Genomic DNA, 25492 nt, shown 5'->3' on the forward strand with positions numbered 1-25492 from the left:
ATCGGTAAGCCGTGTGCGGGAAAACCGCACGCACGGATTGAAAGGGGACGGAGGAACCGGGCTCGCAAGAGCACCGCGCCTCCAACTACCAATGGAACCGAGTACCGGACTGATCGCCGTTCCGCCCGGCCGCGTCATGCTCTCCGACCGCCGTACCCAGCGGACTTGGGGCGTGGAGGTGGCCCCGTTCGAGCTGGCGGCCTGTCCGGTCACCCGTGAGCAGTACGAGGGCGTCGCGGGCGACCGTCGCCCCGCGCACAGCGTGTCCTGGCTGGACGCCGTCCGCTACTGCAACGAGCTGTCCCGGCGCGAGGGGCTGGCGCCCGCGTACCGGGTGGACGGCGACGACGTCTCCTGGGACCGCAGCGCCGACGGCTACCGGCTGCCGACCGAGGCCGAGTGGGAGCACGCCTGCCGGGCCGGGACGGACGGGCCGCGCTACGGTCCGCTGGACGAGATCGCCTGGCACCGCGGCAACTCGGGCGAGCGCCCGCACGAGGTGGGCGAGCTGCGGCCCAACGCCTACGGGCTGTACGACCTGCTCGGCAACGTGTGGGAGTGGTGCTGGGAGCTGTACGACCCCGAGGTGTACGGCAGTTACCGCGTCCTGCGCGGTGGCGGCTGGTTCGACGAGCACTGGAGCTGCCGCGCCTCCGTCCGCCGCCGCAGCCACCCGACCCTGCGGATCGACGACGTGGGCTTCCGGCTCGCGCGGTCGGCAGGGGCGTAGGACCAGGCGGACGCCCGGCGGAACCCCCTCGGCGGTCCGCGCGTTGGCGCCTGCGTGAGCGATGAAACGGTATCCCTGCGTCCGATAGCCGAAGCCGACCTCCCCGCCTTCGGCCGACTGGTCAACGACCCCGAGACGGTGGGCGAGTTCCAGTGGTTCGGCTGGCGGGACCCGGAGCGGTTCCGGCGCGGTTGGGCGGAGCACGGGCTGCTCGGCGACGACCAGTGGATCTTCGCGGTCGTGGCCGGCGAAGAGTTCTGCGGCTTCGTCGCCGCCAGGCGGAAGGGGATGCTGCCGACGGCGCCGTACTGGAGCATCGGCATCCAGCTGATGCCGCAGGCACGCGGACGGGGGATCGGCACCGAGGCCCAACGGCTCCTGGTGGACTACCTGTTCGCACACACGCCGACGATGCGGGTGGAGGCGGACACGGATGTCGACAACATCGCGGAGCAGCGCGCCCTGGAGAAGGTCGGCTTCACCCGGGAGGGCGTCCACCGTGCGGTGAACTTCCGGGCCGGGCAGTGGCGCGACGGGGTGTACTACGGCCTGCTGCGCACCGATCCCAGGCCCTGATCCGAGGTCCTCAGGCGACCCCGAACCACTCCTCGGCGAGGTCGTCCAGGGTCCGCGCCGAGGGCCTCAACTCCCGCAGGTACCAAGGCAGGTTGCTGTACACGTGCAGTAGCGTGTACGTCATCAGCAGCCGGGGCTCGAACGGGCGGCCGTAGGCGGTGAGCAGCTGTCCGAGCAGCTGCGGGTCGGCGCGGGTCGTGAAGAGGCCGACGGCGACCAGGTCGTAGGCCGGATCGCCGATCATCGCGGGCTCGAAGTCGATCAGCCCGGTGAGCCGCCAGTGGCCGGTCGGGTCGGTGATCAGGTGCTCGCGCATGAACTCGGTGTGCAACAAGGACAGTTGTGGCGCGGTAGGCAGCGGGGTGGCGGCGAGGAACCCGGGGATCTGCTCCAACCACGCCGCTGGCAGCCCGCGTTCGCGCTGCCGGTCGACGGCGCCCGCGCGCTGCCGGGCCAGGAAGGCGGGCCAGTCGCCGGGGGCGAGGGCACCGGCGAGCGGCGCGGCGTCGAGGGAGTGCAGGGCGGCGAGCGCCTCGCCGCAGTCGCGGGCGATCCGCTCGCGGCCGACCGGGGGGATGCGCGGCCAGGCGGGGGCGAGGCCCTCGCCCTGGAGGCGGGACATCAGGACGTAGCGCCAGCCGTTGACGTACTCGCCCGCCGCCCGGACCACCGGAGTGGGGATCGGCAGCGCGCCGTCCAGGAAGGCCAGGACGCGCTCCTCGGCGATGCCGTCCCGGGCGCTCGCCGCCGGGAACAGCTTGAGGACGTGCTCCCCGCCGACCGCGTAGACCGGGACGGACCCCTCCGCGAAGCGCGTCAACGGCCGGCCGCCGAGGCCCAGTAGCGCGCAGAGCGCCTCGGCGCCCGGACGCATCACCGACTCGTCGGGGACGACTGCGTCCCACTGTTCGTCCGTCTCGACCGGAGGCAGCATGGCGCTACGGTAGGCACACCAACCGCCCTGCGGCAAAGGCTTTTCAGGGCGTGTCGGCCCTGGTGCCGCAGCCGCCGGGGACATCGGCCGGGGCGGGTTCCGGGCCGGTGGCCGGGTCGCGGGTGAGCAGGTAGCGGGCGCCGGGGCCGGCCTGGGCGGCCCGGTCGTCGGCGTTGTAGAGGGCGCAGCGGGTGAGCGAGAGGCAGCCGCAGCCGATGCAGCCGGTGAGTTTGGCCTTGAGCAGTTCGAGTTCGGCGATCTGCTCGTCGATCCGGCCCTGCCAGGACGCGGCGACGGCGGTCCACTCGGCGCCGCTGGGGGCGGGGCGCTCGGGCAGCCGGTCGAGGGCGACCCTGGCCTCGTCCAGGGAGAGTCCGACCCGCTGGGCGGCCCGGACGAAGGCGATCCGGCGCAGCGTGCCGCGCAGGTAGCGGCGCTGGCCGCCGGAGGTGCGGGTGGCGTGGATCAGGCCGAGGCTCTCGTAGTAGCGCAGCGCGGAGGCGGCCAGGCCGCTGCGGGCGGCCAGCTGGCCGATGGTGAGCAGGTCGCCGGAGCGCGGGCCGGTGGTGCTGACGCCGTCGGGTATCGCGGTCATGGGGGCCCACTGTAGCCGCTTGACCTCAAGTTCGCTTTAAGTTGCACGATCGGTGCATGACGACGAAGACAGAGACGGCGGCCCCGGCCCGCTTCGAGGACCTCCAGCCGCTGATGGCCCTGATGACCGGCGACGAGAAGCACGACGTCGCGGCCACCTCCACCCTGGACGCGCTCTGGGTGCTGTACGACCGGGTGCTGCGGGTCACCCCGGGCACCGCCGAGGCGCAGGACCGCGACCGCTTCCTGCTCTCCAAGGGCCATGGCCCGATGGCCTACTACGCCGTGCTGGCCGCCAAGGGGTTCATCGATCCCGCCGTGCTGCGGAGCTTCGGCGGCTACGACTCCCCGCTGGGCTACCACCCGGACCGCACCCTGCTGTCCGGGGTGGAGATCTCCTCCGGCTCGCTCGGACACGGCCTGCCGCTGGCCGTCGGCACCGCGCTCGGCCTGCGGGCGCAGGGGCTGACCGACCCGGCGGTGTGGGTGCTGGTCGGCGACGCCGAGTTCGACGAGGGCTCCAACCACGAGGCGGTGGCCTTCGCCGGCGCCTACGGGCTGGACCGGCTGCACGCGGTGGTGATCGACAACTCCTCGGCCACCCACGGCTGGCAGGGCGGGATCGCCCAGCGGTTCGCCGCCGAGGGCTGGTCGACCGCGACGGTGGACGGCCGCGACCACGAGGCGCTGCACCGCGCCTACACCACCGCGCACCCGGGCCGCCCGCACGTGGTGGTCGCCCGGGTCGAGCCGAAGTACTCCTGATCCGAGAAAGCCCCTGATCCTGCCAACGCCGAGAGCACGAAAGGCATTTCCCCCATGGACACCATGCGCGAGCGCTTCGTCGACGTCACGACCCGCCTCCTGGACGAGGACCCCCGGCTGGCCGTGGTACTCGCCGACATCACCGCCGCCGCCTTCGAGCCCGCCCACGAGCGGCACCCCGACCGGGTCGTCAACGTCGGCATCCGCGAGCAGCTGCTGATCGGCGCGGCCGGTGGCCTGGCGCTCAGCGGGATGCGGCCGATCGCCCACACCTTCGCCAGCTTCCTGGTCGAACGGCCATTCGAGCAGCTGAAGTTGAGCCTGGTCCACCAGGGTGTGGGAGCCGTCCTGGTGAGCGCGGGCGGCTCCTACGACAACCCGGCGGCCGGCCGCACCCACATGTCCCCGGGCGACGTCGCCCTGCTGGACACCCTCCCGGACTGGACGGTGCACGTCCCCGGCCACCCGGAGGAGGCCGAGCAGCTGCTGCGCCACGCCGTCGCCGACGGTGACCGCAACGTGTACGTCAGGCTCTCCAACCACCAGAACGCCGCGCCCGTCCCGGTCGAGCCGGGCCGCTTCACCACCGTGCGCACCGGCTCGCGCGGCGTGGTGCTGGCCGTCGGCCCGATGCTGGACGCGGTGCTGGCGGCCACCGAGGGCCTGGACGTCACCGTGCTGTACGCGGCGACGGTGCGCCCCTTCGACACCGCCGGACTGCGCGCCGCGCTGGGCGAGCGGACGGACGTGGTGCTGGTGGAGCCCTACCTGGAGGGCACCTCGGCGAACGAGGCGCACGCCGCGCTGGCCGACCGCCCGCACCGGGTGCTGGCCCTGGGCGTGCCGCGCGGCGAGCACCGGCACTACGGGTCGATGGCCGAGCACCTCGCCGCCTACGGTCTGGACGCCGCCTCGCTCAAGGAGCGGATCGCCGCCTTCCTCTGGTGAGCGGTCAAGTGAGCACCACGGCGACCGAGTCCGCCGCCAGCCGCACCGCCGCACCCTCCAGGGCGGCCGTCCCGAAGGCCGCCACCACCTCCCGCCCGGCACCCGCCAGCGGCAGCGCCGCCTCGTCCGGGCCCAGGTTGACCGCCACCCGGTACGGCCCCCGGTGCACCACCAGCCAGCCCGCGGCCTCGTCGAAGGCGACCCGCACCGCGCCGAGGTCGGGGTCGGCCAGCTCCGGGCGCTCGCGCCGCAGACGGATCAACGTCCGGTACCAGCCGAGGAGTTCGGCGTGCGGGGCGCGCCGGGGCTCGGTCCAGTCGAGTACGGAGCGCAGGACGGTGGCCGGCTCCTGCGGGTCCGGGACGGCCTCGGCGGCCCAGCCGTGCTCGGCGAACTCCCGGCGCCGGCCCTGCCGGACGGCCTCCGCGAGGTCCGGGTCGGTGTGGTCGGTGAAGTACTGCCAGGGGGTGGCGGCGCCCCACTCCTCTCCCATGAACAGCATCGGGGTGAACGGCGAGGTGAGCACCAGCGCGGCCCCGCAGGCCAGTCGCCCGGCGGGCAGCGAGGTGGAGATGCGGTCGCCGAGCGCCCGGTTGCCGACCTGGTCGTGGGTCTGGAGGTAGCCGAGCAGCCGGTGTCCGCCGCCCGGGCCGAACGGCCGCCCGTGGGTGCGCTCCCGGAAGGAGGACCAGGTGCCGTCGTGGAAGAACCCGCGCCGCAGCGTCTTGGCCAGGGCGGCGAGCGGGGCGCGCGCGAAGTCCCCGTAGTAGCCCTGGGATTCGCCGGTGAGCGCGCAGTGCAGGGCGTGGTGGAAGTCGTCGCTCCACTGGGCGGTGAGGCCGTGGCCGCCGGCCTCGCGGGCCGCGGTGGTGCGCGGGGTGTTGAGGTCGGACTCGGCGACGAGGAACAGCGGCCGGTTGCTCGACACGGCCAGCCTCTCGACCTCGTAGGACAGTTCCTCCAGGAAGTGGACGGCCCGGTCGTCCGCCAGGGCGTGCACCGCGTCCAGCCGCAGACCGTCGATCCGGTAGTCGCGCAGCCAGGTGAGCGCGCTGCCGATCAGGTAGGCGCGCACCTCGTCCGAGCCGGGCGCGTCCAGGTTGACGGCCGAGCCCCACGGGGTGTGGTGCCGGTCGGTGAAGTACGGGCCGTACGCCGGAAGGTGGTTGCCGGACGGGCCGAGGTGGTTGTGCACCACGTCGAGCACCACCCCGAGGCCCTTGCGGTGCGCGGCGTCCACGAAGCGCTTGAGCCCCTCCGGGCCGCCGTAGGGCTCGTGCACGGCCCACAGCGACACCCCGTCGTAGCCCCAGCCGTGCTTGCCGGGGAACGGGCAGACCGGCATCAGCTCGACGAAGTCCACGCCCAACTCGACCAGGTGGTCCAGCTGTTCGGCGGCCGCGTCGAAGGTGCCGCGCGCGGTGAAGGTGCCGACGTGCAGCTCGTACAGCACCGCGCCGGGCAGCGCGCGGCCGCGCCAGCCGGTCCGCGACCAGCGGAAGGCGGCGTGGTCCACCGCCCGGCTGGGGCCGTCCGGGCCGTGCGGCTGCCAGGGCGAGCGGGGGTCGGGCAGCAGCGGGCCGCCGTCCAGCCGGAAGGCGTAGTCGCCCTCGGGGGCCTCGCCCGTCCACCAGCCGTCCCGGTCCGGGCAGCGGGCCAACTCGTAGGAGCCGCCGTGGACTTCTACCGCGACCGTGGAGGCCGCGTACGGCGCCCACACCTCGTAGCGCGACATCCTCAGCCCCTCCTGCTCAGCAGTGCCACCGGGTACGTCGCCAGCAGCTCCGCCACCGGCACCGGCCCGGCCGGGAAGGCGCGCAGCGACAGCTGGTCGGTCCACGGGCCGCCGGCCGGCAGCTCCAGCACCTCGCCGCGCCATCCGCCGGCCCGGGCCAGCCCGTACGGCAGGCGGGTGACGGCGGTGACCACGTCCTCGCCGCGGGCGAAGGCCAGCAGGTGGTCGGGGGCGGGGAGCGGCCGGTAGGCGCCGAGCGGGCCGGAGCGGCGCAGGTGCAGGGCGGTGGCGGTCAGGTGCAGCTTCTCCCGGGCGAGGTCGCCGGGGCGGGGGGAGGCCGCGTCGGTGAGCCGTACGGCCAGCGCGCCGAGGTCCACCACGCCCCGGTTGTCCGGGTCGACCAGGGTGTACAGCGGCTCCTCGCTGCCCTGGTAGAGGTCCGGCACGCCCGGGACGGTCAGGTGCAGCAGGGCGGCGGCCAGGGTGTTGGAGCGGGCGTACGGGGCGAGCGCGTGGACCAGGCCCTCGATCCGGGGGAGCAGCCCGGCGTTGCCGTGGACGGCGCGGGCCCGCTGCTCCAGGGCCTGCTCGTACCCGGGGTCGGGGGCCGTCCAGGAGGTGTGGACCTTGGCCTCGCGGGCGGCCTTGAGCAGGGCGGCGACCAGCCGGTCCGGAGTGATCGGCCAGGCGGCGACCAGGGTGTGCCAGAGCAGCCAGTCGGCATCACGGTCGAAAGCGGGCCCGGCGGCCGTCGACCAGGCGGCGGCCTCGGCGGCCCAGGCGTCGGGCTGCTCGGCGAGGACGGCGAGCCGGGCGCGGGCGTCGGCGCTGCGCTTGGTGTCGTGGGTGGACAGCACCGTCATGCTGTGCGGCCAGGTGCGCTCCAGGTACTGGCACCAGTCGTGGAACTCGGCGGGGTGCAGCCCGGGCCTGGCGGGCTCGCCGCCGACCTCGTTGAGGCCGGGCAGCGCGTTCCAGCGGTAGAAGGCGGTGTCCTCGACGCCCTTGGCGGCCACGGCGGCGGCGGTCTGGGCGAAGCGCACGCAGAACTCGTCCTTGTCGGCGCTGCGGCCCAGCTCCCCGAGGGCGAGCGCGGCGACCAGGCGCTCGGTGGGGTCCGCGGCGCCGTCCGCGCCGGGCGCGCCCGCGGCCTGCAGCGGGTCGTCGAAGACGGGCTCCCCGGGCCGCGCGTACGGCCGGTACACCGGGTAGTCGGTGAGCAGCCGCCGCAGCGCGGACCGCAGCTGCTCGGGCGCGTGGTCGGCGTGGGCGGGTTCGGCGGCGCCGATCCGCAGCGCGATCCGGACCAGCCGCTCGACCTCGGCGGTCAGCTCGCCGCCGGGCCCGGTCATGTCGGCGCGGCCGCGCCGGGCGGCCGCGACCGCTGGGTGCGGGTCCTGGCACAGGTCGCGGACCGGCCCGCCGCGCAGGAACGACTCGTACGCCCCGGCCAGCCGGCAGGCCCCCGCGTGGTCGGTGAGCACGCCGTCGATCCGGCGCAGCGCGTCGTAGCCGGTGGTTCCCGCGACCGGCCAGTCCTCGGGCAGCCGCTCCTCGCCGGTGAGGATCTTCTCGACGACGACGTAGGCGCCGCCGGTGGCGTCGGCCAGGCGCCGCAGGTAGCCGCGCGGGTCGGCGAGCCCGTCCGGGTGGTCGATCCGGAAGCCGTCCAGGACGCCGTCGGCGTGCAGCCCCAGCAGGACGGCGTGGGTGGCGGCGAAGACCTCCGGCTCCTCGACCCGGACGGCGATCAGTTCGTTGACGGTGAAGAAGCGCCGGTAGTTGAGCTCGGTGCGGGCCAGGCGCCACCAGGCCAGCCGGTACCACTGGCGGGCGAGCAGTTCGGGCAGCGGTAGGTGCTCGGTGCCCGGGCGCAGCGGCAGCTCGTGCTGGTGGTAGCGCAGCCGCTCGCCGTCCACGGCCAGCTGGTCCAGGACGGCGCCGAGCCGGTCGCCGAGCAGCGGCAGCAGCACCCGCCCGCGCCCGGGGGCGTCGGCGGGGCCGGGCTGGGCGGTCCAGTCGATGTCGAACCAGCGGGCGTACGGCGAGTCTGGGCCGTCCCGCAGCACCTGCCAGAGCGGCTGGTTGAGCCGCTCGGGGACGGGCACGGCCATGTGGTTGGGCACCACGTCGGCGATCAGCCGCAGGCCGTGCCGGTGCGCCTCGGCGGCCAGGGCGCGCAGCGCGGTCTCGCCGCCGAGCTGTTCGCTGATCCGGGTGTGGTCGACGGTGTCGTAGCCGTGGGTGGAGCCCGGGGCGGCCTCCAGCAGCGGGGAGAGGTGCAGGTGGGAGACGCCCAGTGCGGCCAGGTAGGGGACGGCGGCGGTGGCGTCGTGGAGGGTGAAGCCGGGCTGGAGCTGGAGGCGGTAGGTGGCGGTGGGTGGTGGGATCGGGGGTGACGTCGGGCGGGTAGCGGCCGGGCGGGGCTGCGCGGGCTCGGCGGCGGAGGTCATAGGTCCATAGGTACCCGGCCGGGCCCGCCGCCAAGACCCGGTGCTGATCCGAACAGGTGAGCGCCGGGGGGATCAGGCCGGACGCTGCAGCACCATGAGCGAGCGGTCGGTGAGCCGGAGCGCGTCCCCGGCCTTGACCCGTGCCCCGGTCCCCGGGGCGGGCAGCCGGGGCTGGGCGGTGTCGACCACGACCTGCCACTCCTGGCCGTGGTCGGCGGGCACGATGAACTCCAGCGGTTCGAAGTGGGCGTTGAACATCAGCAGGAAGGAGTCGTCGACGATCCGCCCGCCGCGCCGGTCCGGCTCGGAGATGGCGTAGCCGTTGAGGAAGACGGTCAGCGACTTGGCGTAGCTGGCGCCCCAGTTGCGCTTGGTCATCTCCTCCCCGGCGGGGGTGAACCAGGCGATGTCGGTGAGGTCGTCGTAGCCGTTCGGGGCCGGGGCCCCGGAACCCTGCCGTCCGGACACCGGCCGGCCGTGGAAGAAGCGCCGCCGCCGGAACACCGGGTGGTCGCGGCGCAGCCAGATCATCCCCTGGGTGAACTCCAGCAGCCGCGCGGCAGGCCCGTCGCCCTCGGGCCAGTGCACCCAGGTGAGCTCGTTGTCCTGGCAGTACGCGTTGTTGTTGCCCAGCTGGGTGCGGCCGAGCTCGTCGCCGTGGGAGAGCATCGGCACGCCCTGGGAGAGCATCAGGGTGGCGATGAAGTTGCGCTGCTGGCGGGCCCGCAGCTCCTCGACGCCCTGGTCGGTGGTGGGCCCCTCGGCGCCGCAGTTCCAGGAGCGGTTGAATGATTCGCCGTCCCGGTTGTCCTCGCCGTTGGCCTGGTTGTGCTTGTCGTTGTAGGAGACCAGGTCGCGCAGGGTGAAGCCGTCGTGGCAGGTGACGAAGTTGATGGAGGCGATCGGGCGGCGGCCGTCGTCCTGGTAGAGGTCGGAGGAGCCGGTGAGCCGGGAGCCGAACTCGGCCAGGGTGGCGTTCTCGCCGCGCCACAGGTCGCGCACGGTGTCCCGGTACATGCCGTTCCACTCCGTCCACAGCGGGGGGAAGTTGCCGACCTGGTAGCCGCCCTCGCCGAGGTCCCAGGGTTCGGCGATCAGCTTGGCCTGGGAGACCACCGGGTCCTGCTGGACCAGGTCGAAGAACGAGGACAGCCGGTCCACCTCGTGGAACTGCCGGGCCAGGGTGGCGGCGAGGTCGAAGCGGAAGCCGTCCACGTGCATCTCGGTGACCCAGTAGCGCAGCGAGTCCATGATCAACTGGAGCACGTGCGGGCTGCGCATCAGCAGGCTGTTGCCGGTGCCGGTGGTGTCCTCGTAGAAGCGCTGGTCCTGGGCGAGACGGTAGTAGGAGACGTTGTCCAGGCCGCGCAGCGACAGCGTCGGCCCGAGGTGGTTGCCCTCGGCGGTGTGGTTGTAGACGACGTCGAGGATCACCTCGATCCCGGCCGCGTGCAGCGCCTTGACCATCGACTTGAACTCCTGCACCTGCTGGCCGCGGTCGCCGCCCGAGGAGTAGGAGGAGTGCGGGGCGAAGAATCCGATGGTGTTGTAGCCCCAGTAGTTGGCCAGGCCGAGGTCGCGCAGCCGGTGGTCGCGGACGAACTGGTGCACCGGCATCAGCTCGATCGCGGTGACGCCCAGCTTGGCCAGGTGCTCGATCGCCGCCGGGTGGGCCAGGCCCGCGTAGGTGCCGCGGATCTCCTCGGGGATGCCGGGGTGCAGCTGGGTGAGGCCCTTGACGTGGGCCTCGTAGATGACGGTGCGGTGGTAGTCGGTGCGGGGCGGGTGGTCGGTGCCCCAGTCGAAGTACGGGTTGATCACCACCGAGTGCATGGTGTGGGGGGCGGAGTCGAGGTCGTTGCGGCGCTCGGGTGCGCCGAAGTGGTAGCCGTAGACGGACTCGTCCCAGTCGATGTGGCCGCTCATCGCCTTGGCGTAGGGGTCCAGCAGCAGTTTGGCGCTGTTGTGCCGCTGGCCCAGGCCCGGATTGTACGGGCCGTGCACGCGGAAGCCGTAGCGCTGGCCGGGCTGGACGCCCGGGAGGTAGGCGTGCCGGACGAAGGCGTCCGTCTCGCGCAGTTCGACGGCGGTCTCCGAGCCGTCCTCGTCGAGCAGGCACAGCTCGATCCGGTCGGCACTCTCCGAGAACACCGCGAAGTTGGTGCCGGCCCCGTCGTAGGTGGCGCCGAGGGGGTAGGGCTTACCGGGCCAGACCTGCATGACGTCCTCAACTTCCCTATGCTGTACGGAAACTGGCATATAGTCCGACGACCTGCCCGGACCCGTGCGCTCTCTTCCCGGCCGGGTGGTCGGACATGTGCGACGCTCGCGCGCCGTGACGCACGGCACAGCCCGCAATACTCCCCGAGCCCTTCCCCGACGGCCGGGAGATAGTGCCGGGGTTAGTCCGAACGGGTGTCCAGCGGCGAATCCTGTGAAGAATGGGGCGGGTGGTGCGCGCGAGTCCCCTCGGCCAACCGGCTGCGGGCGGCTCTCGACGGGCAGTACCCTTGATCGTCCGGCCGCCCCGGCCGACCGGTGCTTGTCAACGGCCCGTCAACGGACCCCGCGCCCTCGGGGGTCAGCCGCAGATGAGGTGGCGCATGGTGTTCCCCGCTGGCGGGCGAGGCTCCGGGCCCGACGGCCCCGACCGGAGCGGTGCCCGCAGCGAGGCGCCCACGGTCGTCATGCGGCCCGCCATGACCGGCCGCGCCCTGGTGCCGGCCCAGGGCGGCCCCGTCGAGGTCCCCGCGCTCGCCTGGTCGGCCGGCGAGTGGGAGGACGCCTACCAGCGGGTCCGGCTCTCCGGCCGCGCCTACGTCTGGCTCAACCTGGTCGAACAGCGGCTGCGCTCCCTCGTCGACGAGGTGCTGCACCCCATCTACGCGCCCGCCCACGGCGAGGACTGGGTCACCGCCGCCGCCGGGCCGGCCGGCGAGGAGTGGGCCCACCGGGCCGGTGCGGTGCGCGAGGTCAGCCGCCGCAAGGGCTACCTGCTCGACCCGGCCGACGACGACCCGCTGGTCTTCCTGACCCTGCCCCAGCTGCGCGAACTGATGGTCCAGCACTGGCCCTGCTTCGAGCCCTACCTCGCCGACCGGCGTGAGATCGAACTCGCCCTGGACGAACTGGAAGTGGCCCGGCACGTGGTCTCCCGCAACCGGGTGCTCACCCAGACCGTGCTCGCCCAGACCGAGCGCGCCGCCGCCCGGCTGCTCGCCGTCCTCGACGGCGGCGCGGGCGGGGTGCCCGCCGACGTGGTGGAGTCGCTCGTCGCCGGGCGCTACGCGGACGTGGTCGCGGTGCACGCCGACCGGGTGCGGCTCCAGCGCGACCTGCCCGTCGAGGACCTGCTCGACGGCGCCCGCCGCCTGGACGCCCTCGGCATCGGCCTCGGCATGCTCTGCCAGAACTACACCGGCAAGCGGCTCGTCCGCCTGGCCGGCGAGGGCTGCCGGGTGCGGCTGCTCTTCCTCAACCCGGCGAGCAGCGCCGTACGCCGCCGGGAGCGCGAACTCGGGCTCTCGCGCGGCGAGTTGTCCCGCTCCATCGAGATGAACATCATGCACGTGCGCAGGGTCCGGGCCCGGCTGCGGGACCAGGGCGGCTTCGAGATCCGGGTCTTCGACGAGACCCCGCGCTTCACCGCCTACCTGGTCGAGGGCCCCCGCCCCACCGGCCCGGTGGCCGGCCGCCGACAGAGCCGCGACCTCGGCGTCATCCAGCCCTACCTGCGCCGCTCCCGCGGCATGGAGTCCCCGGCCCTGATCCTGCGCGGCGGGGCGGGCCAGCAGCCGGGCGGCACCGAGCCGGGGCTGCTGGAGGTCTACCGCGAGGAGTTCGAGGGGGTCTGGGCGGACTCGAGGAACGTGTCCTGAGAAAACCGCTGGTCAGGGAGTCGCCCTCGGTGGAACACTGCCGGCCGTGAACAGCCACCCCACCTGGACCCTGGCACCCGCCGGCCCCGAGCACCTCGAACCCGTCGTCGAGCTCAAGGCCCAGGTCATGCGCGCCGACCTGGAACGCCTCGGCCGCTGGGACCGGGACCGCTCCCGGGAGCGCGTCCGGAAGTCCTTCTCCACCCGGTACACCTCCGTGCTGCTGGTCGAGGGCGCCTTCGCGGGCTGCGTCACGATCCGCCCCGACGAGCAGGGCGGGCGCCACCTGGAGCTGTTCTACCTCGCCCCGCACCTCCAGGGCCGCGGCCTCGGCACCGCCGTCCTGCGCCACCTCCTAGCCGACGCCGACGCCGCCGGGGAGCCGGTGCGCCTCGTCGTCCTCCGGGGCAGCGCCGCCCAGCGGCTGTACGCGCGGCACGGCTTCGAGGTCGTCCACGAGGACCCGGTCGACGTCACCATGCACCGGGAGCCGGCCCGGTGACCACGTGCGCCGGGAGCGGCCGGACGCCGACGTCCGCGCCGAGGCCCTCCGGCTAGGCCGGAGCGGACACGCTCGGTAACGATTCCCTCAACGTCCCTGGTCGCCACGGGCGTGCCCGCAGTAGGTGTGGCTCCTGTGAAGATCACGGGGGAGGGCGGGCCGCTGTGCTGCGCCTCGAAGACGTACACCGCACCTACGGCACGGGCCCGGAGGCCGTACGGGCGCTCAGGGGGGTGGACGTCGGCTTCGACCGCGGCACCTTCACCGCCGTGATGGGCCCCTCCGGCTCCGGCAAGAGCACCCTGCTGCAGTGCGGCGCGGGCCTCGACCGCCCCGACAGCGGCCGGGTCGTCCTGGACGGCACCGACCTCGCCGGGCTCACCGAGACCCAGCTGACCGTCCTGCGCCGACAGCAACTCGGCTTCGTCTTCCAGGCGTTCAACCTCGTCGGCTCGCTCACCGCCGAGCAGAACGTCGGCCTGCCGCTGCGCCTGGCCGGACGCCGCCCCGACCGCGACGAGGTCCGGCGCGCCCTCACTCAGGTCGGCCTCGGCGAACGCGCCGGACACCTGCCCTCCCAGCTGTCCGGCGGCCAGCAGCAGCGTGTCGCCATCGCCCGCGCCCTCATCACCAAGCCCCGGATGCTGTTCGCGGACGTCAGCGGCTGCCTGCTCTCCCTGGCCGGAGCACCCGCGCTCGCCGCCTGGCTGGTCGCCCGCGGCGCCGCCCCCGACGGCTTCACCGCCCGGCCCGCCGCCGGCCCGATGCTGCTCGCCGCCGCCGTCGGCCTGCTGGTCGCGCTGCTCGGCGCCGTCAGCGCCGCCGTCCGGGCCGGGCGGGTGCGCGCCGTCGAGGCCCTCGGCGACGCCGCCGTCGACCGCAGGTTCATGACCCGGCCGCGCTGGGCCTTCGCCCAGCTCGGACTGCTCGGCCTCGCGGGCACCGTCTCCTACTACCTCTCCGCGGCCACCCTGCCGCCCGCCCCCGGCGACCAGCCGGACGGCCCCCAGCTCGCCTCCCAGTGGGTGCTCGGCGCCGACCTTCTCACCATCACCGCGATCGCCCTGTTCGCGCCCGTCGTCGTCCCGCCGCTGGTCCGGCTGCTCAGCGCCCCGCTCGCCCGGGCCACCGCCGCCGCCCCGCTGCTCGCCCGGCAGAACGCGCTCACCGCGGTGCGCCGCACCGTCTCCACCGCCACCCCGGCCTTCCTCACCATCGCGCTCACCGGCACCGTCGTCGGCTCCACCGCCGCCTTCGCCGACGCCATGACCGCCCAGGGCAGGGCCACCGCCGCCGCCCGCTACGTGCTGTACCCCGGCGACGCCCCGCTGCCCGCCGACGCCGCCCGGCGGCTCACCGCGGGCCGCCCCCGACTGCACGCCACCGCCACCACCTCCACCGTGGTCACCGGCCTCGGCGCCGACCGGCCCGCCTTCGACGACCACGGCGAGGACTCGCCCGCCTCCGCGCCGTTCGCCGCCACCGTCGTCGACGGCGACCTCACCACCACCGCCCTGCTCAACCACCGCATCCTGGCCGGCCAGACCGCCGTGCCACTCCACCTGCCCTGGCTCTCCCTCGGCACGGGCGCGGCCCTCTGCCTCGCCCTCGCCGTGGCGGCCGGCGTCCTCCCCAGCCGCTTCGCCCTCACCGGCCCGGCGGAGTCCCGGTAGGGCCGGTCGTCGGACGGCACCACCGCTCGGCACCACCACTCGGCCCCGGCGCGCTCACGGGCGTGCCGGGGCCGTCCGGTGCGGTCGGTCAACGGCCCTGTGGAACACCGGTGTTGGTTCGGCGCCCGGCTTGCTCGAATCCTGCCGGGCCGGTATCCCTGCGGGCCCGGCGAGTTGACGGGTGGAGGGTGTGCGGCGCCTGGGCAGCCATCGGGCGGCGACGCCCGAGGCCCGGGAAGCCGAGTCGGCCGGGAACCGGGGCGCCGTACGAACGCGCCCCGAACTCCGGCCCCTCGAACGGCGTCGACAGCAGGAAGTCCGGAAGCCGTCGGTGCCCGGTGTCGCCCAGCGGTGCAGGACCGCCGTAGCCCGCCGACGGCAGTTCAAGGCCGCGGAGCAGCCGGGACGGTTCCCCGGGCGGCCGGGTTGTCGGTGGGGCGGGTGATGATAGGGGTTGTTTCGCCGGAGGACGGAAGGACACACCTGATGAGCTGGTGGCAGCAGCCACTGGTCGGCTTCGACCTGGAGACCACGGGTACCGATCCGGCCGTGGACCGCATCGTCACGGCCGCGCTCGTGGACACGGTCGGCGCCGTCCGGGTGGAGGCCGCCAACTGGCTGCTCGATCCCGGGGTGCCGATCCCCGCGGAGGCGGAGGCGATCCACGGGATCGGGGACGCGACGGCGCGCAGCAGGGGGCGGCAGGCCAAGGAGGCGGTGGAGGAGATAGCCGCGGCGCTGTGCGCGCGCATCGCGGACGGGCGGCCGGTGGTGGCGTTCAACGCGCCGTTCGACCTCTCGCTGCTCGACGCCGAACTGCGCCGGTACGGGCTGCCGACGCTCGCCGAGCGCCTCGGCGGGCCGGTCGGGCCGGTGCTGGACGCGCTGGTGATCGACCGGGCCGTGGACAAGTACCGCAAGGGCTCGCGCGCCCTGCAGCGGGTGTGCGAGGTGTACGGGGTGGAGCTGACGGACGCCCACGAGGCGGGCAGCGACGCGCTGGCCGCCGTACGGGTCGCCGTCGCGCTGGCCGCGCGCTACCCGGCCGAGGTGGGGGAGGTGACGCCGGCCGAACTGCACGGGCGGCAGATCGGCTGGTACCGGGAGTGGGCCGAGGGCCTCCAGGCCTGGCTGCGCCGCGGCAAGGACCCGCTGGCAGTGGTGGATCCGCGCTGGCCGTCCAGGGCGGCCGACCATGAGCCGCCGGGGGTGACCGGGTGACCGCGGCCGTACGTCCGGCGCGCCCCGAGGACGTGCCCGGGTTCCTCGCCCTCGCCGCCGAGGTCGAGCACTGGTTCGGCCCGATGGTGGCCGAACCGGGCTTCCACCGTGCCGTGGAGCGGTCCGTCGGCCGGGGGAGCGCGCTCGTGGCGGAGGGCGACCGGGGCCTGCTCGGCGGCCTGCTGTTCGGCGGCGGGCCCCCGCTGCACCACCTGCACTGGCTGGTGGTGGCCGAGCGCGCCCGCGGTACGGGCGTCGGCCGGGCGCTGGTGGAGGACGTGCTGCGCCGGCACGTCCGCGCCCCGGCCACGGTCGAGGTGGTCACCTTCGGCCCTGACCACCCCGGCGCGGTGACCAGCGGCGCCCGGGTGTTCTACGAGCGGCTGGGCTTCGCGCCCGCCGAGGCCGCCGAGCCCGGACCGGAGGGCGGCTCCCGCCAGGTCTACCGCCTGTACCTGGGCTGAGTCTCAGCCCTGGATGTCCAGCCCCACCGGGTGCGCCGGGTCCACCGGGCAGACGAACACGTGCAGTTCGCCGTGTCGCCCCAGCGACAGGTCCGGGTCGTCGCCGCTCTCCGCCGTCAGCAGGTGCGTCATCCGCGCCCCGCACCGCGCGCAGTCGATCGGGACCAGGTCGGTGCAGTGCCAGGACGGCCAGCCGCCCAGCTTCCAGCCGTCCGCCCGGCCGTGGTCGCGCTCGTACTCGATGCCCCGCCGTTCCGCGAACTCGGCGACGGCACGGGCCAGTTCCCCGGGCAGGTCGTCCCGGTCGGGCAGGTCGAGGAGCTGTTCGGGGCGCAGCGCGCACGGCTGCGGCAGGTACTCCGCCGCGCTGCGCGCGGGCGGCGGGGGTGTGGCGGGGGCGAGCTCGGCGGCGCGCTGCCAGTGGAGCCGGACGGCGGGGCCGTAGTAGTAGCGCTCGCCCTGGATGTCGTCGTGGTCGTTGGGGCACCAGAGCACCTGGAGCAGGTCGGTGCCGTCCGGCCACGGCAGGTGCGGCGCGTCCTCGGCGCGGATCAGAAGGACGGGGACCAGGGCGGTTCCGACGGCGGGGGTCACCGGGGCACTGCGGGGGATCAGGTACTCGTCCTCCGGGTGCCTGGCGGTGCAGTGCGGCCAGGGTGCGCCCACCGGCCACAGCGCCGGGCCGCCGATGCCGCTCGCCCCCGGCACGGGCTGAGCGGCGTACGGGTTGAGCAGGGTGGCGGGCCGCAGGTACTCGGCGAGGCCGGGGACGGCGGCCGCGAGTTCGGCAGGGCTGGGCGCGGGCGCGGTGTGGGTCACGGCGCCCAAGCCTAGGCCCGTCGTCGAACTCCCTTACGCGGCGGGGAGGTCGAAGGTGTACCCCTGGGCGACGAGCCAGGGCAGCAGCTGCTTCAGTGCCGCGACGGTCTGGCTGCGGTCACCGCCGCCGTCGTGCATGAGGATCACGTCGCCGGGCTTGAGCTGGTGCTGCACGGTGGAGACGATCGCGGGCACGCCGGGGCGGGACCAGTCGCGCGGGTCGACGGACCAGCCGAGGGAGGACATCCCGAGCCCGGCCGCGATGTGTTCGTTGTCGGCATCGAAGCCGCCGCCGGGCGCGCGGAACCAGCTGACCTCGGTGCCGGGCCCGCCGGCCTTGACGATCATGTCGTGGGCGGCGCCGATCTCGTACACCGCCTTGTCGTGGGAGAGCTTCTCGAACGGCTGGGGGTGGTGGACGCTGTGGTCGCAGAGCCGGTGGCCCTCCGCCACCACCCGCTTGACCAGGGCCGGGTTGGCGGCGGCGTTCTGGCCGATCTCGCAGAAGGTGGCCTTGACGTGGTACTGGGCGAGCAGATCGAGGATCTGGCCGGTGGCCGGGCCGGGGCCGTCGTCGAAGGTGAGCGCGACGGTGCGGCCGCCGGAGGCGGTGGAGCCGATCACCTTGGTCGGCTTCCCGGACTGGGCGGGCGGCGCCGCGGGAGTGCCGGGCGCGGAGGGGGTGGAGGCGGTCGGCGTGGAGGCGGTGGAGGCGGTCGGCGCGGACGGCGCGTGCGGCTTCGCGGCGGCCGGCGGGGCGGCCGGGCGGGAGCCGGTGGCGGTGTCCGGGGCCGGGGCGTCCGAGCCCGGGGCGGGCTCGATGGTGGTGGCCGCCGTGCCGGTCGGCTGCTGCTCAGAGGCGGAGCCGGGGGTGGCCGCGGCGCTGGTCGGCTGCAGGGCCCCGCTGGCGGTGCTGCACGCGGACAGGCCCAGGACGGCGGCCACCGCGATGCAGCCCGCGACCAGCCGACTGCGGCCGGCGGCCGGGCGCGCCGGACGGGCTGGACGTATCGGGTGGGCGGGGCGGCAGCGGGCATTCCGGTGCATGGCGGCGGCTCCTGAGGGGCGGGATAGGGTGCCGATCCATCGGTCAGGACGACTGGGTGACAGGACGCCGATCGTACGTGTCCCGGTTGCGCGCCGGACCGGTCCGGCCTAAGAGCCTTCTCACACCGGGCCGGGTTTGCGTCCACCGCTCGGAAGGAGTAGCGGTGCGCCCCGCAGAAGGAGCCGCGGTGCGCCGCTCAGAACGGGTACCACCGCACCTCGGTGGCCCCCTCGCGGAGCGAGGCGACGCGGCGGTGGAACTCGGCGAGCGCCGCCGGGTTCCCGGCCGCCTGCTGGGCGACCCAGGAGGCGCTGGCGGTCTCCCGGGCCCCGCGCAGCACCGCGAAACCGGGCCAGTCCCGCACGTCCCAGCCGTAGGCACCGGTGAACGCCCGGTACTCCTCGGCCGGCACGCCGTAGCGGTCGTGGCTGAGCGCGAGGACCACCAGGTCGTGCTCCCGCAGGTCGTGCGAGACGTTCTCCAGGTCGAGCAGCACGGGCCCGTCCGGGCCGACGTGGACGTTGCGGGGCAGCGCGTCACCGTGGATCACCCCGGGGTGCAGCTGCGGCACGAGGTCGGGCAGGGCGGCCTCGAAGGCGTCCCGGCGCCGGCGCAGGAAGTCGACGTCCGCCGGGTCGACCTGCCCTTCGGCGGAGGCCAGCCAGCGCTCGACCGGCGCCAGCAGGTCGCGGCGGCCGAGCGGGAAGGGCGGCAGCGGCAGCCGGTGCAGGGCACGCAGCAGCGGGGCGAGGTCGGCCGGGCGCGCCGGGCGGACGGCGGGGGCGAGCCGGTGCCAGAAGGTGACCGGGTGGCCGTCGGCCAGCTGAGGCTCGGCCGGCACCGCCTCGTACGGGCGGACCACCGGGACGTCCTGCCCGGCCAGCCAGTGCGCGACGGCCAGTTCGCGGTGCGCCCGGTCGTACAGTTCGGGGCCGCGGCCGACCTTGGCGACCACGGCCGGGTCGCCGAGGTCGAAGACGGCGTTCTCGCCGAGGGCGAGCAGCCGGGCGTCGCCCGGGGAGGGCAGTCCGGCGGACTCGCAGGCGTGGGCGAGCAGCAGCCGGGCGCGGCCCTCGTCGAAGGGGATCATGGCTGGGCTCCGTTCCGCCGTCGTTCGTCCGGGGGTCTCCGGACGGAGATCATCATGACGCACGGGGTGGCACGCGGAGGCCGGACCCGCGACCGCGCCGACCCGGCGTCGGGGTCTTCCCCTACCCGGCGACCCTGACGCCTCCTCCTCGGAGGTAGGGGGCGGACTCCACCCTGAGGGGGAGAAGACTCCACCCGGAGCACGAGGTCAACGGGGGTCCGGCCGGGAGAGACTGGGTCGGGGCCGTTCGGGGCGGCCCTCAACGGGGGTTGGACACCGGGGGCTTCCTTGCCGCGCGGCAAGCACGTACTCGCTGGATGACGCCCAGACCTACTTACCTGCCGACCGGCCAGGAGCGCCATCGCGCGCGTCCCGTCCGGTCCTGCCGTCGCCCAGCGTCCCGTCCCCCAAGGGCTGCGGTGAACCATGCCCAGGAGGCATCGAGCATGTTCCACCGACTAGGACAATTCGTCGTACGCCGCGCGTGGTGGGTGATCGTCGCGTGGCTCGTCGCCATGGTCGCGATCTTCGTCTCCGCGCCCAAGGTGACCTCCCAGACGGACGAGGCGTCGTTCCTGCCCGCGCACTACGAGTCCATCCGGGCCGCGGAGGTGCAGGCACGGGCCTTCCCGTCCGCCTTCACGCCCGACGCCCTCATCCTCTTCGAGCGCAACGACGGCGCCGCGCTCACCGACGCCGACACCAAGGCCATGGGCAAGCTGACCCAGGACCTGGCGGCCAAGAAGATCGACGGGGTCGAGGCGGTCAACCCGCCGGCCGAGAAGCTGGGTTACTCGCAGGACCACAAGTACGCGATGGGCACGGTCGCCATCGCCAAGGACAAGCAGCAGGACCCGAAGCTGATCGCGGACGTCGCCAAGGCGCTGCGAAACGACGGCAAGGACCTGGCAGGCTCCACCGACCTGAAGTTCCAGCTGGGCGGCTCCGCCGCCCAGACCCTGGACCAGCAGGAGTCCTCCAGCGACACCGAGGGCCTCATCACGATGGCCACCCTGGTGCTGGTCATCGTGATCGTCGGCATCATCTTCCGCAGCGTCCTGGCCGGCCTGCTGCCGATCCTGGTCTCGCTGATCGTCGCCCTGCCCACCTCCATGGGGCTGATCAACTACGCCACCAAGGCCTTCGACCTCAAGAGCACGGCGATCCTCACCCCCATCCTCATCGTCGTCGTGCTCGGTGTCGGCACCGACTACTTCCTCTTCCTCGCCTTCCGCTACCGCGAGCGTCTGCGGGCCGGTGAGGAGCGCCGGGCCGCCGTCGTCAACGCCGTCGGCCGGGTCGGCGAGGCGATCGCCTCCGCGGCCGGCGCCGTGACCATCGCCTTCGCCGCGCTGATCCTCTCCAGCCTCGGCATGTTCCAGGCCCTCGGCCCGGCACTGGCCATCGCGGTCGTCGTCACCGCCCTCGCCTCCGTCACCCTGGCCCCGGCGCTGCTCTCCGTCATTCCGGCCCGCGGCGTCTTCTGGCCCGGCAAGAAGTGGATGCGCGAGCCCGGCGACGCCCGCTTCACCGCGCTCGGCCGGGTCGTGGAGAAGCGCCCGGCGCTCACCGCTGCCGCCTCCGGCGGCGTGCTGGTCGCCCTGGCCCTCGGCGCCCTGGGCTACAACGGCCTCTTCGACATGACCAGCGGCTCGATGCCGAAGGAGAAGGAGTCGATGGTCGTCCAGGACAAGATGTCCACCGCCTTCTCCAAGGGCGCGGCCTCCCCCAGCCAGGTCTTCCTGAGCAGCACCGACGGCAGGAAGCTCGACCCGGCCTCCTTCCAGGCCTACGCGGACAAGCTCCACGTCACCGGCGTCGCCGAGGTGTTCCCGCCCTCCTCCGCGGGCCCGAACAAGACCATCAGCGACGACGGCACCACCGCGCAGTTCACCGTGATGCTCAAGGACGAACCCTCCAGCAACGAGGCCATCGCCACCGTCACCGCGCTGCGCACCGTCGCCCACGCGCAGGCCCCGGCCGGCACCGAGGCCAAGGTCGGCGGCCTCAGCTCGGTGTTCAAGGACATCAACCTGGCGATGGCCCACGACTACAAGCTGGTCTTCCCGATCGCCGGGCTGCTCATCCTGCTCATCCTGGCGCTCCAGCTGCGCAGCGTGGTCGCCCCCTGGTACCTGATGGCCTCGGTCGGCCTCGGCTTCGGCGCCACCCTGGGCGCCGCCACGCTGCTCTTCCAGAAGATCGGCCACGAGAGCGGCCTGATGTTCATGATGCCGATCCTGATCTACCTCTTCGTGGTGGCGATCGGGACGGACTACAACATCCTGATCATCGCCCGTCTGCGCGAGGAGGCCCGAGAGGGCCGCTCCCCGCGCGAGGCGGCCCGCGAGGCTCTGCGCCACGGCGGCCCGACCGTCGCGGCGGCCGGCTTCATCCTGGCGGCCTCGTTCGGGACCTTCATGCTCGCGGGCAACACCTTCATGCTGGAGTTCGGCTTCGCGATGGCCTTCGGCATCGTGCTGGCGGCCTTCGTGATGGCGATGTTCTTCACCCCGGCGCTCACCGCGCTGATCGGCAACAAGGCGTGGTGGCCCGGCCACGGCGCCGACGCCCGCCCGGGCCACGGCGGAGGCCCGGCGCCGCGGGTCGGCGCCACGATGCCGCCGGAGCCGGTCGGCCGGCACTGATCGACGTCCGGCCGTTTCCGATCAAGGTCTGAACGGCGGACGAACACCAGGCGGCGCCCCGCTCCGGCGGGGCGCCGCTCCCCGTTTTCCGGGGGCGGCAAACGTGATCTGCCGGGCACAAAAGTCCCCGGTCAGTCGGGGTGCGACCGTGCTACAGTCGAAGCAGTTGCAGTTTTGGTTCCCATGAACGTGTGTGTGCGCCTGCTGGTACCAACCAACAGGCGCATTTGTTTTGTCCGGTGTTTCAGTCTCCGGATGGGGATCGCGGCTACTTGGGGATTCACGAGGTGTGGATCCCTGATGCCCCAATATGAGGAGACGGTTATGGCTACCGGCACCGTGAAGTGGTTCAACAGCGAAAAGGGCTTCGGCTTCATCGAGCAGGACGGCGGCGGCCCGGACGTCTTCGCCCACTACTCGAACATCGTCGCCCAGGGCTTCCGTGAGCTCGTCGAGGGCCAGCGCGTCGAGTTCGACGTCACCCAGGGCCAGAAGGGCCCGCAGGGCGAGAACATCCAGGTCATCGGCTGACGTCAGCCTCCACGCTGACGCGCGATCGACTCTGATCTCGTGAAGCGGGGGCCCGCACCGCTCGACGGTGCGGGCCCTCGTCCATGCCGCCGTACGGCCGGGGCGGCGAACCACCGGATGACGGCCGACCAGTCCGCGACCGCGGGCTGCCGACCGACGGACGGAGACCCCGTGACCACCCCTGCCCGCACGCCCCGCGACCGCAGCACCGACCGCACCGCTGACCGCTCCGCCGCCCCTGCGGGCGAGCAGGGCCGCACCGGCCGCCCGCGCCGCAGCGGGGACGCCCCGGAGCGCGCCCGCCGCAGCGGGGAGGGCACCGACCGCGCCCGCCGCGGCGGAGAGGGCACCGCCCGCAAGCCGCGCAACCGCGCCGGCGCTCCCAGGACCGGCCGCACCGCCGTCCCGGAGCCCGCCGACTTCACCGTCGTCGAGGGCACTCCGGCCCGGCCGCCGGCGGCCTCCTTCGCCGAGCTCGACCTGCCCAGGGCGATCCTCTCCGCGCTCACCCGCGAGGGCGTCACCGAGCCGTTCCCGATCCAGGCCGCGACCCTGCCCGACTCGATCGCCGGACGCGACGTCCTCGGCCGCGGTCGCACCGGCTCCGGCAAGACCCTGGCCTTCGGCCTGCCGCTGCTCGCCCGCACCGCCGGTCGCCGCGCCGACGCCCGGCACCCGCTGGCGCTCGTCCTGGTGCCCACCCGCGAGCTCGCCCAGCAGGTCACCGAGGCGCTCACCCCGTACGCCACCGCGGTCAACCTGCGGATCACCACCGTCGTCGGCGGCATGGGCATCGGACGGCAGGCGAACGCGGTGCGCCGCGGCACCGAGGTGCTGGTCGCCACCCCCGGCCGTCTGGACGACCTGATCGGGCGCGGTGACGTCAGCCTGTCCGACGTCGCCGTCACCGTCCTCGACGAGGCCGACCAGATGGCCGACATGGGCTTCCTCCCGCAGGTCAGCAAGCTGCTGGAGCAGGTCGCCGAGGGCGGGCAGCGGATGCTGTTCTCCGCCACCCTGGACCGCAACGTCGACCGGCTGGTCAAGCGCTTCCTGGCCGACCCGGTCACCCACTCGGTCGATCCCTCGGCCGGCGCGGTCACCACCATGGACCACCACGTCCTGCAGCTGGAGCCCGCGGACAAGGCCTCCGCCACCGCCCACATCGCCTCCCGCGACGGGCGCGTGATCATGTTCGTGCACACCAAGCACGGCGCCGACCGGCTCGCCAAGCAGCTGCGCGCCACCGGCGTGATGGCCGCCGCGCTGCACGGCGGCAAGTCCCAGCCGCAGCGCAACCGGGTCCTCGACCAGTTCCGCGACGGCGAGGTCACCGCGCTGATCGCCACCAACGTCGCCGCCCGCGGCATCCACATCGACGGCCTCGACCTGGTCGTCAACGTCGACCCGCCGATCGACCACAAGGACTACCTGCACCGCGGCGGCCGCACCGCCCGGGCCGGCGAGTCCGGCACGGTCGTCACCCTCGTGCTGCCCGAGCAGCGTCGCGAGGTCAACCGGCTGATGACGGTCGCCGGGATCCGCCCCACGGTGACCAAGATCCGCCCCGGTGACGCCGACCTGGCCCGGATCACCGGCGCCCGCACCCCCAGCGGCGTCCCGGTCGCCCTGGCCGTCCCGGCCGCCGCCCAGCCCGCGGCCCCGGCCGCCCCCGCCGACGGCAGGACCGGCGACGGCAAGGCCGGCAGCCCGCGCCGCCGCGCCGGCAAGCGCTCCGGGCTGCCCGCCGACGTCGACATGAACGGCAACCCGCGCCGTCCGCGCCCCAAGCAGCGCCTCGGCGCCGCCGGGCAGGGCGAGCGGCCGCAGGCCGCCGGGTTCATCGGGCGCTCCTCGGGCCGGGCCCGGCCGGGCAGCGGCTCCAAGTCCGGCGCCAACTACGGCACCGGGCGCCAGCGCCGCAAGTTCGACTGACGGTCGTACCCGGACCGGGTCCTGCCGGATGCCGGTCGGCTTCCGCCGAGTTCCACCGAGTCCCGCCGAACGGGCTCCGCGACCTCCCCCGCCACGGGGGAGCGCGGGGCCCGTTCCGCGTTTCCCGGCGCCTTTTCCGGCCGGCATCCACAGCTGACGTGAATCCGTCGCAGTTCGCCTTGAACCAGCGCTTGACGGAGGACTGCCCGCCCCGGATTCTTTTACGCGGCCCACACATCTGCCGCACAGTCACCGACGGTGCGCGGATGTCGAGTTGACGTGATTCGCCGAACCCGGAAGGACCACCGTCCCGATGCGCCGAACCTCCGCCCTGCTGTCCACCGCCCTGCTCGCATTGGCCGCAGCCCTGGCCGCACCGGCCACCTCCGCCCAGGCCGCGCCCGCCTGCTCCGCCTTCGTCGCGGGCTGGAGCGCGATCGGCAGCTGCAGCGGCCTCGACCCGATGCAGACCTGGTCCGTGGGCGCCACCTGCTACTACTGGAACTCCACCCACACCGTGCAGTTCTCGCGGCCCGCGATCGGCGGCGTGGCGATCGGCGACGGCAGCGTCTCCGCGGCCTGCGGCGTCGGCGACAGCGTGATGTTCCCGCACGTCATCATGGGCGCCACCCCGCCGGCCGGCCCCACCGGCCAGATCACCGGCTACGTCGGCAAGTGCGTCGACGTGCAGGGCGCCAACCTCGGCAACGGCACCCCGGTCCAGATCTACGACTGCAACGGCACCGTCGCCCAGAAGTGGCGGACAGGCTCCGACGGCACCATCCGCGCCCTCGGCAAGTGCATGGACGTCTCGGGCGGCGGCACCGCCAACCACACCATGGTCCAACTCTGGGACTGCAACGGCACCGGCGCCCAGCAGTGGCAGCCCCGCGCCGACGGCTCCCTGCTCAACCCGCAGTCCGGCCGCTGCCTGGACGACCTCGGCTT

Annotated in this window: 20 protein-coding genes and 1 pseudogene; 13 read left to right on the top strand and 8 right to left on the bottom strand. The window is 74.0% G+C overall.

Features of this window, described 5'->3' with window-relative positions; translation table 11 throughout:
• Positions 1 to 91 precede the first annotated feature (91 nt).
• Positions 92 to 730 carry a formylglycine-generating enzyme family protein gene (locus ACFV1W_RS35820; protein ID WP_380421449.1) on the top strand — a complete coding sequence of 213 codons (639 nt, stop codon included), beginning with the start codon at positions 92 to 94 and terminating at the stop codon, positions 728 to 730.
• Between the two features lie 54 nt (positions 731 to 784).
• Complete coding sequence (locus ACFV1W_RS35825; RefSeq protein ID WP_380421450.1) at positions 785 to 1306, top strand: GNAT family N-acetyltransferase; 522 nt, start codon at positions 785 to 787, stop codon at positions 1304 to 1306.
• A gap of 10 nt (positions 1307 to 1316) precedes the next feature.
• Here ACFV1W_RS35825 and ACFV1W_RS35830 read toward each other — a convergent pair whose 3' ends face one another.
• Together ACFV1W_RS35830 and soxR are read right to left on the bottom strand one after the other, a co-directional pair.
• Positions 1317 to 2240, bottom strand: coding sequence for an aminoglycoside phosphotransferase family protein (locus tag ACFV1W_RS35830; protein ID WP_380421451.1), 924 nt, complete (start codon positions 2238 to 2240; stop codon positions 1317 to 1319).
• Between the two features lie 43 nt (positions 2241 to 2283).
• Positions 2284 to 2835: a redox-sensitive transcriptional activator SoxR gene (gene soxR / locus ACFV1W_RS35835; RefSeq protein ID WP_380421452.1), complete on the bottom strand. Its 552-nt coding sequence runs from the start codon at positions 2833 to 2835 to the stop codon at positions 2284 to 2286.
• 56 nt (positions 2836 to 2891) lie between these two features.
• Between soxR and ACFV1W_RS35840 the strand changes: the two genes are divergently transcribed.
• The gene (locus ACFV1W_RS35840) at positions 2892 to 3599 is read left to right on the top strand and encodes a thiamine pyrophosphate-dependent enzyme (protein WP_380421453.1); all 708 of its coding nucleotides are present in this window, start codon (positions 2892 to 2894) and stop codon (positions 3597 to 3599) included.
• 54 nt (positions 3600 to 3653) lie between these two features.
• Positions 3654 to 4547, top strand: a complete 894-nt coding sequence (locus tag ACFV1W_RS35845; protein ID WP_380421454.1) for a transketolase family protein — start codon at positions 3654 to 3656, stop codon at positions 4545 to 4547.
• A gap of 4 nt (positions 4548 to 4551) precedes the next feature.
• On the opposite strand, the gene treZ is transcribed toward ACFV1W_RS35845, so the two are convergent.
• From treZ to glgX, 3 genes are all read right to left on the bottom strand, one after another.
• Entirely contained in the window at positions 4552 to 6282 is a 1731-nt protein-coding gene (gene treZ, locus ACFV1W_RS35850) for a malto-oligosyltrehalose trehalohydrolase (protein ID WP_380421455.1), read from the bottom strand.
• 2 nt (positions 6283 to 6284) lie between these two features.
• On the bottom strand, positions 6285 to 8735 hold the full coding sequence (gene treY / locus ACFV1W_RS35855; protein WP_380421456.1) for a malto-oligosyltrehalose synthase: 2451 nt from the start codon (positions 8733 to 8735) through the stop codon (positions 6285 to 6287).
• Between the two features lie 72 nt (positions 8736 to 8807).
• On the bottom strand, positions 8808 to 10955 hold the full coding sequence (gene glgX / locus ACFV1W_RS35860) for a glycogen debranching protein GlgX (RefSeq protein WP_380421457.1): 2148 nt from the start codon (positions 10953 to 10955) through the stop codon (positions 8808 to 8810).
• Between the two features lie 383 nt (positions 10956 to 11338).
• Here glgX and ACFV1W_RS35865 point away from each other — a divergent pair, with 383 nt between their 5' ends.
• The 5 genes and pseudogenes from ACFV1W_RS35865 to ACFV1W_RS35885 all read left to right on the top strand — a co-directional run bounded on the left by ACFV1W_RS35865 (position 11339) and on the right by ACFV1W_RS35885 (position 16473).
• Positions 11339 to 12613, top strand: a complete 1275-nt coding sequence (locus tag ACFV1W_RS35865; protein WP_380421458.1) for an SAV2148 family HEPN domain-containing protein — start codon at positions 11339 to 11341, stop codon at positions 12611 to 12613.
• Between the two features lie 46 nt (positions 12614 to 12659).
• On the top strand, positions 12660 to 13115 hold the full coding sequence (locus ACFV1W_RS35870; protein ID WP_380421459.1) for a GNAT family N-acetyltransferase: 456 nt from the start codon (positions 12660 to 12662) through the stop codon (positions 13113 to 13115).
• Positions 13116 to 13279: 164 nt separating this feature from the next.
• Positions 13280 to 13775, top strand: a pseudogene (locus ACFV1W_RS35875) (ABC transporter ATP-binding protein); the annotation flags it as partial.
• Positions 13776 to 15274: 1499 nt separating this feature from the next.
• Entirely contained in the window at positions 15275 to 16009 is a 735-nt protein-coding gene (locus ACFV1W_RS35880; RefSeq protein WP_380421460.1) for an exonuclease domain-containing protein, read from the top strand.
• Positions 16006 to 16473: a GNAT family N-acetyltransferase gene (locus tag ACFV1W_RS35885; RefSeq protein WP_380421461.1), complete on the top strand. Its 468-nt coding sequence runs from the start codon at positions 16006 to 16008 to the stop codon at positions 16471 to 16473. Before ACFV1W_RS35880 ends, ACFV1W_RS35885 begins: the two co-directional genes overlap by 4 nt.
• A 3-nt stretch (positions 16474 to 16476) precedes the next feature.
• Here the strand turns inward: ACFV1W_RS35885 and ACFV1W_RS35890 are convergent, their stop codons facing one another.
• From ACFV1W_RS35890 to ACFV1W_RS35900, 3 genes are all read right to left on the bottom strand, one after another.
• On the bottom strand, positions 16477 to 17292 hold the full coding sequence (locus ACFV1W_RS35890) for a DUF1963 domain-containing protein (RefSeq protein ID WP_380421462.1): 816 nt from the start codon (positions 17290 to 17292) through the stop codon (positions 16477 to 16479).
• Positions 17293 to 17325: 33 nt separating this feature from the next.
• Positions 17326 to 18339, bottom strand: a complete 1014-nt coding sequence (locus tag ACFV1W_RS35895; RefSeq protein WP_380421463.1) for a polysaccharide deacetylase family protein — start codon at positions 18337 to 18339, stop codon at positions 17326 to 17328.
• A gap of 197 nt (positions 18340 to 18536) precedes the next feature.
• The gene (locus ACFV1W_RS35900) at positions 18537 to 19430 is read right to left on the bottom strand and encodes a phosphotransferase enzyme family protein (protein ID WP_380421464.1); all 894 of its coding nucleotides are present in this window, start codon (positions 19428 to 19430) and stop codon (positions 18537 to 18539) included.
• Positions 19431 to 19876: 446 nt separating this feature from the next.
• Between ACFV1W_RS35900 and ACFV1W_RS35905 the strand changes: the two genes are divergently transcribed.
• The 4 genes from ACFV1W_RS35905 to ACFV1W_RS35920 all read left to right on the top strand — a co-directional run.
• Positions 19877 to 22078, top strand: coding sequence for an MMPL family transporter (locus ACFV1W_RS35905; RefSeq protein ID WP_380421465.1), 2202 nt, complete (start codon positions 19877 to 19879; stop codon positions 22076 to 22078).
• Between the two features lie 324 nt (positions 22079 to 22402).
• Positions 22403 to 22609 (top strand): cold-shock protein, encoded by a 207-nt coding sequence (locus ACFV1W_RS35910; protein WP_380421466.1) that lies wholly within the window; start codon positions 22403 to 22405, stop codon positions 22607 to 22609.
• Between the two features lie 117 nt (positions 22610 to 22726).
• Positions 22727 to 24544: a DEAD/DEAH box helicase gene (locus ACFV1W_RS35915; RefSeq protein WP_380421467.1), complete on the top strand. Its 1818-nt coding sequence runs from the start codon at positions 22727 to 22729 to the stop codon at positions 24542 to 24544.
• 313 nt (positions 24545 to 24857) lie between these two features.
• The coding region (locus ACFV1W_RS35920) for a ricin-type beta-trefoil lectin domain protein (RefSeq protein WP_380421468.1) at positions 24858 to 25492 on the top strand (635 nt) is incomplete at its 3' end.

Origin of the sequence: Kitasatospora sp. NPDC059648, assembly GCF_042734825.1 — a bacterium.
Taxonomy (GTDB): domain Bacteria; phylum Actinomycetota; class Actinomycetes; order Streptomycetales; family Streptomycetaceae; genus Kitasatospora.